Source organism: Mycobacterium sp. IS-1264 (assembly GCF_001954195.1).
Taxonomy (GTDB): domain Bacteria; phylum Actinomycetota; class Actinomycetes; order Mycobacteriales; family Mycobacteriaceae; genus Mycobacterium.
Genome location: NZ_MBES01000034.1, coordinates 61,844 through 75,863 on the forward strand (window position 1 = coordinate 61,844; position 14,020 = coordinate 75,863).

The window sequence follows — 14,020 nt, forward strand, 5'->3', positions numbered from 1 at the left end:
GGCTAGCGCACCGCCAGTCGTTCGCGGCGCAGCAGCTCCACCTCGGGCAGCTGCAGCGGTTCCAGTTCGCCCACCACCTTGCTCAGCAGCAGGTCGGCCAGCTCCGGGTTGCGGGCCAGGCACGGCCCGTGCATGTACGTGGCGACCACACTGCCCTGGACCGCGCCGTCGACGCCGTCGCCGGCCCGGTTGCCCGCGCCCTTGACCACCGCGCCCAACGGTGCGGCCGCGGCCCCCAAAACCGTTCCGCCGCGGTGGTTTTCGAAACCGGTGAGGCGCTGGGTCAGGCCGGCCAGCAACGGCTTGGTCACCAGCTCGCCGATGGTGCGCTTGTCCTGCGGCGTGGTCGTCAAATCCAGCATGCCCACGCCGTCGACGCGTTCCCCGGCCGACGTCTCGTACCAGTGCCCGAGCACCTGGATGGCCGCGCAGATCGCCAGCACGGGTGCGCCGCGGTCCGCCGCGCGCTGCAGCCCCGGGTGCTGGATGAGGTGCCTGGTGGCCAGCCGCTGCGCGTAGTCCTCGGCGCCGCCCAGCGTGTAGAGGTCCAGGGATTCCGGCACCGGATCGGCCAGCGTGATCTCGACGATCTCGGCATCGATGCCGCGCAACCGCAGCCGCTGGCGCAGCACCAGGGCGTTGCCGCCGTCGCCGTAGGTGCCCATCACGTCGGGCAGCACCAGCCCGATCCGCACCTTTGAGTCAGCCATGGCGCACCAGTGCCCGCTGCAGCTGGAGGAACGCGGTGTAGTTGGCGACGACCTCCACCCGCCCCGGCGGGCAGGATGCGATGGCCGCCACGGTGTCGTGCACCAGGGTGTGGTCGACGCCCGCATACCCCAGCCGCACCGCCAGGTCGGTGCCGCGTTCCCCGGCGGCGACCACCTGGGTGTCCTCGAAGTGCTCGAAGCGCACATCCCACAGCCAGGACAGGTCCTCGCCGTCGGGCACCTGGCCGTTGACCGCGATGACCACGCCGGCCGCGTGCTTGTCCACCATCGACAGCGCCTCCTGCCAGCCCGCCGGATTCTTGGCCAGCAGGATCCGCGCGTCGTGCGCGCCGACTCGGACCGTGCGGTAGCGCCCGGCGACCTCGTCGACCGCCGCGACGGCCGCGACGGCTTGAGCCGGGTCCGCGCCCAGCGCCACCGCGGCGGCCACGGCTTGGGCCGCGTTGCCGCGATTCACCGCGCCGGGCAGCGTCAGCCGCATCGGCAGGGCCAGGCCGTCGGGCCCGTACAGCGTCTCGTCATCGAACCACCACTGCGGGCTGGGCCGCTTGAAGTCGGCGCCGGTCGAATACCAGTGGCCCCGTTCGCGGACGATGACCTCGCCGCTTCGCGGGCAGCTCACCGAGTCGTTCGCCCACGCCCCGCCCGCGGCCACCCACACCACGTTGGGGCTGTCGTAGGCGGCCGACGTCATCAGCACGTCGTCGCAGTTGGCGACCACGACCGCGCGCGGATGCCGCGCCAGGCCGGCGCGCAGCGTGCGTTCGATCACGTTGATCTCGCCGACCCGGTCCAGCTGGTCGCGCGACAGGTTGAGCAGCACGATGACGCTGGGTTCCACCGCATCGGAGACGTGCGGCACGTGCATCTCGTCGACTTCCAGGACCGCCAGGGGCGCATCGCGGTTGGCGGCGAGCGCGGCGATCAGGCCGGCGTCCATGTTGGCGCCCTCGGCGTTGGTGGCGACGGCGCCCAACGTCCCCAAGGCCGCGACGGTCATCCGGGTGGTCGTGGACTTGCCGTTCGTTCCGGTGACGACGACGGTGCGGCGGCCCGCGCCGAGCTGACGCAGGATCGAGCGGTCGAGCGTCATGGCGACCAGGCCGCCGATCATCGCGCCGGCGCCGCGCCCGGTGACCCGCGACGCCCATCGCGCGCTCGCTCCTGCGGCGAGTGCCAGACGTGCGCGGGTGGTGACCACGCGGTGAGTTTAAGGGCGATCGCAAGCGCGGCGCTCGCCGCCGGGCGAGGCGGGTCGCCCTCATCGATTTAGTTGACGACACGGCGCGCAGCGAACCGGTGATGTCGGTCTGACGTGCAATCCTCAGGCTATGAACGGGGTGTCCTGGGGTCGCCCGGCAAGCGAGCCGGACGGGGGTTGGGCCGTCATCGACGTCGAGACTTCGGGCTTCCGCCCAGGTCAGGCGCGGATCATCAGCCTTGCCGCGCTGGGCCTCGACGCCCACGGCAACGTCGAGCAATCCGTCGTCAGCCTGCTCAACCCGGGGGTGGACCCCGGTCCAACCCACGTGCACGGCCTCACCGCCGCGATGTTGGAGGACCAGCCGCAGTTCGGCGAGATCGCCGGCGACGTGATCGAGGTGCTGCGCGGCCGCACGCTGGTGGCCCACAACGTCGCCTTCGACTACGCATTTCTCGCCGCCGAGGCGGAGCTCGCCGAGGCCGAACTGCCCGTCGACAGCGTCATGTGCACGGTCGAGCTGGCCCGCCGCCTTGACCTCGGCATCGACAATCTGCGGCTGGAGACGCTCGCGGCGCACTGGGGCGTGACCCAGGAACGGCCGCACGACGCCTTCGACGACGCCATGGTCCTGACGGGGGTGCTGGCGTCGGCCCTGGCGCGGGCACGCGAACGCGACATCTGGCTGCCCGTGCGCCCGGTGACCCGGCGCCGCTGGCCGAACGGCCGGGTGACCCACGACGAGCTGCGGCCACTGAAGGTGCTGGCTTCCCGGATGCCCTGCCCGTATCTGAACCCGGGGCCGTACGACCCAGGTAGGCCGCTGGTGCAGGGCATGCGGGTGGCGCTGGCCGCCGAGGTGCGCCGGACCCACGAGGAACTCGTCGAGCGGATCCTGCACGCCGGGCTGGCCTACAGCGACACCGTCGACCTGGAGACCTCGCTGGTGGTGTGTAACGACTCCGCCCCCGAGCAGGGCAAGGGCTTTCTGGCTCGCAAGCTGGGCGTGCCCGTCGTGACCGATGCGCAGTTCATGGACTCCCTGCGCGGTGTCCTCGGCGGCACCAACATGGAGGAATTCGTCGACGTCACCACCGTCGACGAACAGCTCGCTCTGTTCTAGCCCTTGCCATCACTACACATGTAGTAGTACCGTAGGCGGCATGTCTACCACTACACATGTAGTACACAATTGGTCCTGGTGGCACACCTACCGCAGGCACGGCTACTTCTTCCGGCCGGCGGCCATGCTCACCATTTCGCTCGGGTACGCGCTGCACCTCTATCGCGTGATCTTCGGCGACGCCCTCACCCTGCAGCACGCGGCGACGTTGACAAACGACAGGATCCTGCTGGTTCCGATGGCGTATGCCGGCGTCACCGGCATCCTGGTGTGGCGCCACGTGCGGTTCGCCGACACCCGGCATCGGGCGCTGTTCACCGCGTCGGTGGTGTACATCGCCGGCAGCGTGCCGCTGCACATCTACCTCGACTATGTGATCAAGGACCTGACGTTCGTCACCTGGTTTCCGATGTGGTTCAGCTACCTCCTGCTGATCGCGGTGTATCCGGCCTTCCTCACGATGTTCTGGCGGCTGCGCTACAAAAGCTGATGCCGCCTAACCCGCAACGCCGCGCGCAGATCCTCGACGCCGCCATCGGCATCCTCGCTGACACCGGCGTCGGGGGTTTGACGCATCGCCACGTCGACGACCGCGCGGGCCTGCCCGCGGGCACCACCTCGAACTACTTCCGGACGCGCCAAGCCCTGCTGGAAGCCACTGCCGCACGGACCGTCGACCTGCATTGGCGGCGCGTCGAAGCCCTGCGGGCCGCGATCGGGTCGCTCACCCGGGACGGCCTCAAAGCGCTGATGACGCAGCTGATTTCCCACCCGGACGAGCAGTTCCGCCGGCACACGCTGGCTCGGTTCGAGCTGTTCCTGGAGGGCACGCGCCGGCCCGAGCTGCAGCCGTTCCTGCTCGAGTTGCAGGCCGCGGCAGTGAAGTCCGCCACGCTGATCTTCGAGGCGGCGGGCCTCGCCCCGACGGCCCAACAAATGGACGACCTGAGCCGCCTGCTCAACGGCTACGTGTTCAGCAAGCTCACGATGCCCTCCGACGACGACCCCGCGGGGCTAATCGATCGACTGCTGAGCGCGTTCTTCGGCCCCAGCGGCGCTAATTTCGAGACGCGCGATTGACCGCCGACACCACGGCCCGCAGCGACGCGGTCGTGATCGACGGCGCGATCCCGACACCCCACACGGTCCGACCGCCCACCGACGCCTCGACGTAGGCCGCGGCCTGTGCGTCGTCACCGGAGCTCATCGCGTGCTCCGAGTAATCCAGGACGGCCACCTCGAACCCGACCTTGCCCAGCGCATGGACGAAAGCGGCCAGCGGACCGTTGCCGACGCCGGTGATCTCGGTCTCGACCCCGTTGATCTTGACGGTCGCGGCGATGCTGGTCGGGCCGCCGTCCTCCTCGGAGGTGTCGACTCGCTGCTTCATCCGCTCCAGCGGCCGCACCGGCGCGAGGTACTCCTCGGAGAAGGCGTCCCACATCTCCTTCGGCGAGACCTCACCGCCCTCGCCGTCGGCGATCTTCTGGATCACTTGGGAGAACTCGATCTGCAGCCGCCGCGGCAGGGCCAGGCCGTGGTCGGCCTTCATGATGTAGGCCACCCCGCCCTTGCCGGACTGCGAGTTGACCCGGATCACCGCCTCGTAGGTACGCCCGACATCCTTCGGGTCGATCGGCAGATACGGCACCTGCCACAGCATGTCCTCGACGTCGCAGTCCGCTTCGTCCGCGTCGATCTTCATCTGGTCCAGGCCCTTGTTGATGGCGTCCTGATGGCTGCCCGAGAACGCGGTGTAGACCAGGTCCCCGCCGTAGGGGTGACGCTCGTGCACCGGCAGCTGGTTGCAGTACTCGACCGTGCGGCGGATCTCGTCGATGTTGGAGAAGTCGATCTGCGGGTCCACGCCGCGCGAGAACAGGTTCAGTCCGAGCGTCACCAGACACACGTTGCCGGTGCGTTCCCCGTTGCCGAACAGGCAGCCCTCGATCCGGTCCGCGCCGGCCTGATAGCCCAATTCGGCTGCGGCGACGGCGGTTCCGCGGTCGTTGTGCGGATGCAGGCTCAGGATGACGGACTCGCGGTTGGCCAGGTTGCGGCTCATCCACTCGATCGAGTCGGCGTAGACGTTGGGCGTCGCCATCTCAACGGTGGCGGGCAGGTTGAAGATGATCGGGTTGTCCGGTGTGGGGCCGATGATTTCGCCGACGGCGTCGCACACATCCTTGGCGTACTCCAGTTCGGTGCCGGTGTAGGACTCCGGCGAATACTCGAACCGCCACTGGGTGCCCGGGTATTTGGCGGCCTGCTCGACGCACTTGCGCGCGCCGTCGGTCGCGATGGCCTGGACCGCGGCGCGGTCGGCGCGAAAGACCACGCGCCGCTGCAGGATTGACGTCGAGTTGTAGAAGTGCACGATGGCCCGCGACGCGCCCTCGCACGCCTCGAACGTGCGCTCGATCAGCTCCGGTCGGCACTGCGTCAGCACCTGGATGGTGACGTCGTCGGGAACGGCGCCGGCGGTGATGATTTCACGGACGAAGTCGAAATCGGTCTGGCTGGCCGACGGGAACCCGACCTCGATCTCCTTGTAGCCCATGCGCACCAGCAGGTCGAACATGCGGCGCTTGCGGGCCGGGCTCATCGGGTCGATCAGCGCCTGGTTGCCGTCGCGCAGATCCACCGCGCACCACAGCGGTGCGGTGTCGGTGACGCGGTCGGGCCAGCTGCGGTCGGTGAGCCGAATGGGCTCGACTTCCTCGAAGAACGGTCGGTACCGGTTGATGGGCATCGACGAACCCCGCTGGGGATTCCACACGGGCTGGCCGGACGCGGGTGGGCCCGCGGGTTTGACGACGGTCCGCGCCCCGAACGACTCGGTATAGGCGTCGGGGCCGGATGGCTGGGAAAAACTTGTCACGGTAGTTGCTCCGGGGGTGTCAGAGGGAACCTCAGACCGGCGCATCGCGAACGCCCGCGACGGGAGGCCGGTCTGGATCAGACCCCGTCGCGGCGTCCGAGGAGGAGCACCCGCTGCACGTAGAGCACTCTACCGCGCTTGGCCCGGCGACCGAAATCGGCGCCGACCTGTGCGACTCGGGACGCTCGACGTGCCCGTGGTGTCCTTGAGGGTGACCCTGAACTGCATCGTCCTGTACGGCCACCCCGTCGCGGTGTTCCACTGCGACACCACCAGCCCGACGCCGCCCGGAACGTCCAGCCGTGAGCCCGGCAGAACATATCCGCCGTAGAGCTGGGCGACCTGATTGCCCGCGAGGTTTTGGGCGTCCCAGGTCGTCCCGACCACCGGCGTCTGGACCTCGGTTTCGTACAGATTGGCGGTCGGCGAGTCGATCGTGCGGTACCCCAACGCATATCCCGAGGACAGGAAGCCGCCCAGGATCCACGTGCCGGTATCGAGCCTGCGCAGCGTCAGCTCGCCCCACGTTTCGGCGGGCGGCGTGATGGGCGTCGGCGCCGTGTCCCATGCCCACCGGTTGTCGGCCCAGCCCCAGCCGGAGTATTTGGTCCTGTCGCCGATATCGCCCGGACGCACACGTCGCAGGATGACGCCCTTGTCTCGCTGGAACCCCGTGGAAACGACGTACACCCAGCCGTCGTCGGGGTTGTAGTCCCACGACCACAGCTGCGCGTAGCCGTCGTGCAGCGACGCGGGAAACCTTGCCCGGGCGCCCATCCGCCGCCAGCTGCCGCCGTTATCCGTGGAGGCCCAGATCCCGGTCCAGACCACGTTCCCGAAGCCGCGGTTGACGATGGCATGCAGGTACATCGTCTGCCCGACGACCAGCACGTCGGACGGAATCACGGTGCTGATCCCGCCCCGGTTCCACGGTTCGCCGTCGTGGACGTAGGACCACAGCTGCCGCGCATAGTTCGGGTCGGCGCCGCCCGCGTACTCATAGCGGATCTGGTTGTTGGCGTCCCCGCTGCCGACCATGGCGACCGGGGCGCGCCAGTCACCCTGCCCAACGGTGCGGCCCGAGAAGGTATCTCCGAAGACCGATACCAGCTTGCCGTTGGGTGCCACCGCGCAGACACCCAGGTCGGTGCAGGTAACCCCCCATGTGTCGGTGATGCCCGGGCCGGTGATATCCCCAAGATAGCCCTCGACGGACGGCATGGGCACCGCCGCCGACCGGATTGATCGTGAGCTGCGTGCGGCGGGCGATTTCGTTGCGACACAGCCACTTTCGCGCCTCCACCTATATACCGTGGAGGCGCTGACGCCGCTGTCGGCCGCAACCGCGGAGACCTTCTCTCCCGAGCGGAGTCTCCGCAGAACCTGTTTGCGCAGCGCCGCCGAATCCGCCTCGTGCATGGCTCCTCCGCTAGCGTCCCGGCCGAGTCGTCGCACCCCTCGGATTCGGCGACGACTCCCACCACGTCTTTACCCCCAACAATGCGGAGGACATGCGGCCGGGGCACGAGTAGCGGGCTACCTGTGTCGTCCTCGGCGCTCCGTTAACCGGCCTGCGCAACCGAACTCGGCGCGAGCCCTACTCGTCGGGATGACGTAGTTGGCCGAGAAATCAGGTGGTGCACTACGCGTGCCGTCCCTAGGTCTGGGCTCCTACGGTCGACGCACCACAGGAGATTTGGAGGTTGCAATGACCACTTTGCAAGAGCCCAGCCGCGTCAAGGGCCGCGGAGAAGGCGACGCCCAGGCACAGGACTGGAGCCACGTTCGCGGTTTCGGCTGGCGCCCACAGCTCCCGGACGCCCGCGACATGGTGTACACGGCCAGGCTTAGGGACCTGCCGCCCGCCGAGTACGACCTACGTCCGTCGATGCCCGCGGTCTACGACCAGGGCCAGCTCGGATCGTGCACCGGAAATGCCATCGCCGCCGCAATGGAGTACGAGCGGGATCGGCAGGGCCTGTCCGATTTTGTCCCTTCGCGGCTGTTCATCTACTACAACGAACGTGCGCTCGAAGGCACCGTGTCCAGCGACTCGGGCGCCGTCATCAGGGACGGCATCAAGGTAGTGAACCGCGAGGGCGTTTGCCCGGAAACCTTGTGGCCGTACGACATCGGCGTGTTCACGGTGAAACCGCCGAAGCGTTGCTACGTCGCCGCGAAGAAGGACAAAGCGGTGCAATACGAGGCGATCCAGACACTGGGGGACCTCAAGGATGCGATCGCCTCGAATCTGCCCGTCGTTTTCGGGTTTACCGTGTACCAGAGCTTTGAATCGCAGCCCGTCGCTCGAACGGGTGTGGTTCCCATGCCCAAACGGGGTGAGGCCACGGTCGGCGGCCATGCCGTAGTCGCCGTCGGCTACTCAGATCCCAAGAGCCACTTGATCGTTCGGAACTCGTGGGGACCGTCGTGGGGCGACCACGGCTACTTCTACCTGCCCTACGAGTATCTGACCGGTTCCAAGGCCAGCTCCGACAGCTCGCCCATCAACGGGGCGCACTTGGCGAGCGACTTCTGGGCCATCCAGATGGTTTCGTCGTAGCACCTCACCGCGCAACGCGCCGTTATGGCCGCCAGAGTTCGAGCCGCGGCACCCCCGGCGGGTCGAAGCCGAGAATCTGGCCGTAGAACGACAGACTCGACTCGAGCGTGTCGATGATCGTCTCGCGCTTGCGGAAGCCGTGCGACTCATCCTCGTAGGGCCGGTAGGCGTGCGGCAGGCCCTTGGCCATGAGTGCGTCGCGGAACCGCTCGGCCTGCGCCGGCGGGACGATCGGGTCGTCCAGGCCCTGCAGCAACAACACCGGACACGACAGCCCGGCGACGTTGTTCAGCGGTGCGCGCTGTTCGTAGAGTTCGCGCGCTTCGGGCAGGGGCCCGACCAAGCCGTCGATGTAGCGCGACTCGAAGTCGTGGGTCTCCTTGACGAACTCGATCAGTTCGGCGACGCCGAACAACGAGATGCCGCATGCGAACGCGTCGCTGGTGGTCAGGGCGGAGAGCACCGTCCAACCGCCGGCCGAGCCACCCTCGATGGCCAGGCGGGCGCCGTCGGCCACGCCGGCATCGGCCAGGCCGCGGACAGCCGCGACGGTGTCCTCGACGTCGACGATTCCCCACTGTCCGCGCAGTCGCTCGCGGTACTCGCGGCCGTAGCCGGTGGACCCGCCGTAGTTGACGTCGACGACCCCGATGCCCCGGCTGGTGTAGTACGCGTTGCTCAGCGAGAGCATTGGCTCGGTGTGGCCGGTTGGGCCGCCGTGCACGTGCGCGACGAACGGCGGCAGTTCGCCATCTGGCGCGGCGAAGTCCGGGTTGCGCGGCCGGTACACCACCGCGTGCACCTGGCGGCCGCCGACACCGGGGAAGGCCATTTGTTCGGCGTGCGGCAGGTACGCGGCGTCCGGAACGTCGTCGACGCTGAGCCGGATGTCGGCGAGCCGGCCGGACGCGAGCTCAAGCGTCCGGATCCCGGCTGGCGTGTGCGCGCCGGAACTGGTCAGCACCACCCGGCCGTCGCGGGCCGGCCCGAGAGAAACGCTGGTGTGGCCGCCGAGATCGATGTCGTCGTAGTTCCCGGTCTTGGGGTCGAGGTAGGCCAGCGTGGACGTCCCGAGGGTGCGCACGGTGAGCAGCCGCCCGTCCGGCAGAAGTGTGTACCAGCGTGTGCCGAGGGCCCACATCGGTCCGCCGAGATCGGCCTCGACCGCGCCGATCGGTTCCGGATCGCCGCCGTCGACCGCGATCAGATAGGGGTTCCAGAACCCGCTGCGATCGCTGATCACGTACAGGGATGCGGCGTCGCACCACTCCGGCTGCAACACCGACTCAGTCGTCGAGCCGAGCAAGGTGCGCATCGCGCCGGCAACGCCACCCGGGTCGAGATCGGCCACCCGCAGTTCGGTGCCGTCCCAAGGCATCTGCGGGTGCTCCCACGCGATCCACGCCAGCCGGGCACCGTCGGGCGAGATCCGCGGCGCGGCGAGGAAGTGTGAACCGGCGACCACCGAGCGGATCGCGTCGGCGTCCTTTGCGGCCGACCCGTCGACCGGCACCGCCGCGATGTCGCGCTGGACCACGCCGTCGGCGTGCCGCTCGCGAACGCACCACACCTCGCCGTCGCGCAACAGTTGCAGTTCGGCATAGCGCCAGGCGGCGGGCTCCGGCGGTTGCGGAGTGAGCGGGACGGGCACACCGCCCGGTTCGTCGAGGCGGTACAGCCGTTGATCACCGAACTCGGCGAAGATCACCGCGCCGGCATCGGTGACCGTCCACGCACCCCCGCCGTACTCGTGCACGCGGGTGCGCGCGTTCCACGGCGCGGGCAACACGTCCTCGGCGCCGCCGTCGGCACCGATGCGGCGCACGGCATAACGACCCTTCTCCGCTGGACGCCCTTCCAGCCACCACACTTCGTTGTCGACGAACCGCCCGCCGGCCACCGGATGCAATCCGCCGACCAGATCGGCGGCGTCGATGGGCGACGTCCAAGATCCGTAGGGAGCAGTCGTGGGCATGGCGCCCATCGTGCCGGACATCGCCGGGTAAATCAGGATGCGCCGGCACGTATTCTGTTGTGGACTCAAAACACGTCTGTAGGGGCCGGAAGGGCAGGCAGAGAGACAGTGGCGCTCGTCGTACAAAAGTACGGCGGATCCTCGGTGGCCGACGCCGACCGGATCCGTCGCGTCGCCGAACGCATCGTCGAGACCAAGAAACAAGGCAACGACGTCGTCGTGGTGGTCTCCGCGATGGGCGACACCACCGACGATCTGCTGGACCTGGCTCAGCAGGTGTGCCCCGTCCCGCCGCCCCGGGAACTCGACATGCTCCTCACGGCCGGTGAGCGCATCTCCAATGCGCTGGTGGCCATGGCCATCGAATCGCTGGGCGCGCACGCCCGGTCGTTCACCGGATCGCAGGCCGGCGTCATCACTACCGGCACCCACGGCAACGCGAAGATCATCGACGTCACACCGACGCGGCTGCAGTCGGCGCTCGACGAAGGCCGGATCGTTTTGGTCGCCGGGTTTCAGGGAGTCAGCCAGGACACCCGGGACGTCACCACACTCGGCCGTGGCGGTTCGGACACCACGGCCGTCGCATTGGCCGCCGCGCTGGGCGCCGACGTCTGCGAGATCTACACCGACGTCGACGGCATCTTCAGCGCGGACCCGCGGATCGTGCGCAATGCCCGCAAGCTCGACACCGTGACGTTCGAGGAGATGCTCGAGCTGGCCGCCTGCGGCGCCAAGGTCTTGATGCTGCGCTGCGTGGAATACGCACGCCGCTACAACATCCCGGTGCATGTCCGGTCGTCGTACTCGGACAAAGAAGGCACCGTCGTCGTCGGATCGATCAAGGACATAGCCATGGAAGACCCCATCCTGACCGGAGTCGCGCACGATCGCAGCGAGGCCAAGGTGACCGTCGTCGGCATACCCGACATCCCCGGGTATGCGGCCCAGGTGTTCCGGGCCGTCGCCGACGCCGACGTGAACATCGACATGGTGCTGCAGAACGTCTCCAAGATCGAGGACGGCAAGACCGACATCACCTTCACCTGCTCCCGCGACAGCGGCCCGACGGCCGTGGCGAAGCTGGACGCCCTCCGGGAAGAGATCGGGTTCAGCCAGCTGCTCTACGACGACCACATCGGCAAGGTGTCGCTGATCGGGGCGGGCATGCGCAGCCACCCCGGCGTCACGGCGACCTTCTGTGAGACGCTCGCCCAGGTAGGCGTGAACATCGAGCTGATTTCGACATCCGAGATCCGGATCTCGGTGCTGTGCCGCGACACGGAACTGGACAAGGCCGTCGTGGCGTTGCATGAGGCGTTCGGGCTGGGCGGCGACGGGGAGGCGACGGTGTACGCGGGGACGGGCCGCTGATGGTCGCGCTCGGTGTTGTAGGTGCCACCGGTCAGGTGGGCCAGGTGATGCGCAGGCTGCTCGACGAGCGGGATTTCCCCGCGACGTCGGTGCGGTTCTTCGCGTCGTCCCGCTCGCAGGGGCGCAAGCTGCCCTTCCGCGGCCAGGAGATCGAGGTCGAGGACGCCGCGACGGCGGACCCGAGCGGCCTGGACATCGCGCTGTTCTCCGCCGGCAAGACGATGTCGCTGGTGCAGGCGCCGCGATTCGCCGCCGCCGGGGTCACAGTGATCGACAACTCGTCGGCGTGGCGCAAGGATCCCGACGTGCCACTCGTCGTGTCGGAGGTCAACTTCGCCCGCGATGCCGCCAACCGGCCCAAGGGCATCATCGCCAACCCGAACTGCACCACCATGGCCGCGATGCCCGTGCTCAAGGTGCTGCACGACGAGGCTCAGCTGGTGCGCCTGGTGGTCTCGAGCTACCAAGCGGTGTCGGGCAGCGGGTTGGCCGGCGTCGAGGAGCTGGCGACCCAGGCGCGCGCGGTCGTCGGCGACGCCGAGGAACTGGTGCACGACGGCGGCGCGATCGAGTTCCCGGCGCCCAAAACGTACGTCGCGCCGATCGCGTTCAACGTGGTGCCGCTGGCGGGATCGCTGGTGGACGACGGATCCGGGGAGACCGACGAGGACCAGAAGCTGCGCCACGAGAGCCGCAAGATCCTGGGCATTCCCGACCTGCTGGTCAGCGGTACCTGCGTGCGGGTTCCGGTGTTCACCGGGCACTCGCTGTCGATCAACGCCGAATTCGCCCGCCCGCTGCCGCCGGAGCGCGCGCGTCAACTGCTCGACGGCGCCCCGGGTGTGAAGCTGGTCGACGTGCCGACGCCGCTGGCCGCCGCCGGCGTCGACGAATCGCTGGTCGGCCGGATCCGCCAGGACCCCGGCGTACCGGAGGGGCGGGGCCTGGCTTTGTTCGTCTCGGGTGACAATCTGCGCAAGGGTGCGGCGCTGAATACCATCCAGATCGCCGAGCTGCTGGCCGCCGAACTATAGTTCCCGGGTGAGTTCGGCCCGGGTCGCCCTGCTAAGCGTTTTGTGTTTGGTTGCGCCCCAGCCTGTTTGGCTTGCACACGCCGATCCGCCGGCGCCCGAGCCCGAGCCGGTGCTGCAGCCGCTGGCCCCGGGTCAGGTGCTGCGCATCGGTCCGACGGCCGGTACCGGCACCCCCACCCGCGACTACGGCATCGGCGCCACCGATCTGTGCGACTTCGTCGCGTTCCCCACTGAGCTGCTGCAGGTGTGCGGCGACAGCTTCGCGGGCCAGGGTGTCGGCTTCGGTGGCTGGTACTCGCCGGTTGCGCTGCATGTCGACACGGCGTCAGTGGACGATCCCGCAGGCGTCCGCTACACCGGCGTCACCGGAATCAACGCGCCGCTGCTGGCCGACCCGACGCCGCCGGGGGATTCGCAGCTGCCCGCCGGGGTGGTGGAGATCAACCGCCGCAACTACCTGATGGTGACCACGACCAAGGATCTGGAGCCGCAGAACTCCCGGCTGGTGGCGGCCGCACCGGCGCGCGCCGGATGGCAGACGGTCCCTGGCTCGCGGCGCGTCGCCTCGTACCAGGGCGGCTCACAGACGCAGATCAGCGGGTACTACGACCCGGTCCCCACCCCGGATTCGCCGAGCGGGTGGGTGTACATCGTCGCCAACAGCTTCACCCGCAGACAGCCGGTGGTGCTGTACCGGGCCACGCCGCAGACGTTCACCGACCGGTCCCGGTGGCAGGGCTGGGCCGCGGGGCCGGACGGCGGGTGGAACAAGCCGCCGACACCGCTGTGGCCCGACCAGGTGGGCGAGATGTGCATCAGGCAGATCGACGGCAAGGCGGTGCTGTCGTATTTCAACTCCGGTAACGGCAACATGGAGGTCCGGGTGGCCAACGACCCGACGTCGCTGGGCACCGCGCCGGTGACGACGGTGGTGCAGCACGACGAGTGGCCCGAGCCGGCGGAAAGCCTGCCGCCCCCGTATGACAACCGGCTCGCGCAACCGTATGGCGGATATATCTCGCCCGGTTCCACGCTCGATGAGCTTCGAATTTTCGTCAGCCAATGGGACACGCGAGCGCGGGTGAGCGCGCCGTACCGCGTGATTCAGTTCGCGGTGAACCCGTTCAAACCGGAGTGA

The 14,020-nt window shown here is 68.6% G+C and carries 12 protein-coding genes; 7 read left to right on the forward strand and 5 right to left on the reverse strand.

Annotated features, from left to right (window positions below; all coding sequences use genetic code 11):
* Window positions 1-2: 2 nt before the first annotated feature.
* Both A5744_RS06715 and A5744_RS06720 read right to left on the reverse strand, forming a co-directional pair.
* Window positions 3-710, reverse strand: coding sequence for a glutamine amidotransferase (locus tag A5744_RS06715; RefSeq protein ID WP_076059478.1), 708 nt, complete (start codon window positions 708-710; stop codon window positions 3-5).
* A complete protein-coding gene (locus tag A5744_RS06720) occupies window positions 703-1,932 on the reverse strand; it encodes a Mur ligase family protein (protein ID WP_076059479.1) in 1,230 nt (409 codons plus the stop codon). Before A5744_RS06720 ends, A5744_RS06715 begins: the two co-directional genes overlap by 8 nt.
* A gap of 130 nt (window positions 1,933-2,062) precedes the next feature.
* Between A5744_RS06720 and A5744_RS06725 the strand changes: the two genes are divergently transcribed.
* Genes A5744_RS06725 through A5744_RS06735 form a run of 3 tightly spaced genes read left to right on the forward strand, consistent with a single transcriptional unit; the run spans window position 2,063 to window position 4,135 of the window.
* A complete protein-coding gene (locus tag A5744_RS06725) occupies window positions 2,063-3,055 on the forward strand; it encodes a DEDDh family exonuclease (protein WP_076059481.1) in 993 nt (330 codons plus the stop codon).
* Window positions 3,056-3,095: 40 nt separating this feature from the next.
* Window positions 3,096-3,545 (forward strand): hypothetical protein, encoded by a 450-nt coding sequence (locus A5744_RS06730; RefSeq protein ID WP_076059483.1) that lies wholly within the window; start codon window positions 3,096-3,098, stop codon window positions 3,543-3,545.
* The gene (locus tag A5744_RS06735; protein WP_076059485.1) at window positions 3,545-4,135 is read left to right on the forward strand and encodes a TetR/AcrR family transcriptional regulator; all 591 of its coding nucleotides are present in this window, start codon (window positions 3,545-3,547) and stop codon (window positions 4,133-4,135) included. Before A5744_RS06730 ends, A5744_RS06735 begins: the two co-directional genes overlap by 1 nt.
* Here A5744_RS06735 and leuA read toward each other — a convergent pair.
* Together leuA and A5744_RS06745 are read right to left on the reverse strand one after the other, a co-directional pair.
* A complete protein-coding gene (leuA, locus tag A5744_RS06740; RefSeq protein WP_240562983.1) occupies window positions 4,113-5,981 on the reverse strand; it encodes a 2-isopropylmalate synthase in 1,869 nt (622 codons plus the stop codon). The genes A5744_RS06735 and leuA overlap by 23 nt on opposite strands.
* 84 nt (window positions 5,982-6,065) lie before the next feature.
* Window positions 6,066-7,157, reverse strand: coding sequence for a DUF4185 domain-containing protein (locus A5744_RS06745; protein ID WP_240562984.1), 1,092 nt, complete (start codon window positions 7,155-7,157; stop codon window positions 6,066-6,068).
* 487 nt (window positions 7,158-7,644) lie between these two features.
* Between A5744_RS06745 and A5744_RS06755 the strand changes: the two genes are divergently transcribed.
* On the forward strand, window positions 7,645-8,499 hold the full coding sequence (locus tag A5744_RS06755; RefSeq protein WP_083679220.1) for a C1 family peptidase: 855 nt from the start codon (window positions 7,645-7,647) through the stop codon (window positions 8,497-8,499).
* A gap of 22 nt (window positions 8,500-8,521) precedes the next feature.
* Here the strand turns inward: A5744_RS06755 and A5744_RS06760 are convergent, their stop codons facing one another.
* Window positions 8,522-10,474, reverse strand: coding sequence for an LpqB family beta-propeller domain-containing protein (locus A5744_RS06760; RefSeq protein WP_076059561.1), 1,953 nt, complete (start codon window positions 10,472-10,474; stop codon window positions 8,522-8,524).
* Between the two features lie 108 nt (window positions 10,475-10,582).
* On the opposite strand from A5744_RS06760, the gene A5744_RS06765 reads away from it, so the two are divergent.
* The 3 genes from A5744_RS06765 to A5744_RS06775 are packed head-to-tail and all read left to right on the forward strand — an operon-like array spanning window position 10,583 to window position 14,020.
* The gene (locus A5744_RS06765) at window positions 10,583-11,848 is read left to right on the forward strand and encodes an aspartate kinase (RefSeq protein WP_076059489.1); all 1,266 of its coding nucleotides are present in this window, start codon (window positions 10,583-10,585) and stop codon (window positions 11,846-11,848) included.
* Window positions 11,845-12,882, forward strand: coding sequence for an aspartate-semialdehyde dehydrogenase (locus A5744_RS06770; protein WP_139331264.1), 1,038 nt, complete (start codon window positions 11,845-11,847; stop codon window positions 12,880-12,882). The genes A5744_RS06765 and A5744_RS06770 overlap by 4 nt, the downstream gene beginning before the upstream one ends.
* 40 nt (window positions 12,883-12,922) lie before the next feature.
* Window positions 12,923-14,020: a DUF4185 domain-containing protein gene (locus A5744_RS06775; protein ID WP_205866294.1), complete on the forward strand. Its 1,098-nt coding sequence runs from the start codon at window positions 12,923-12,925 to the stop codon at window positions 14,018-14,020.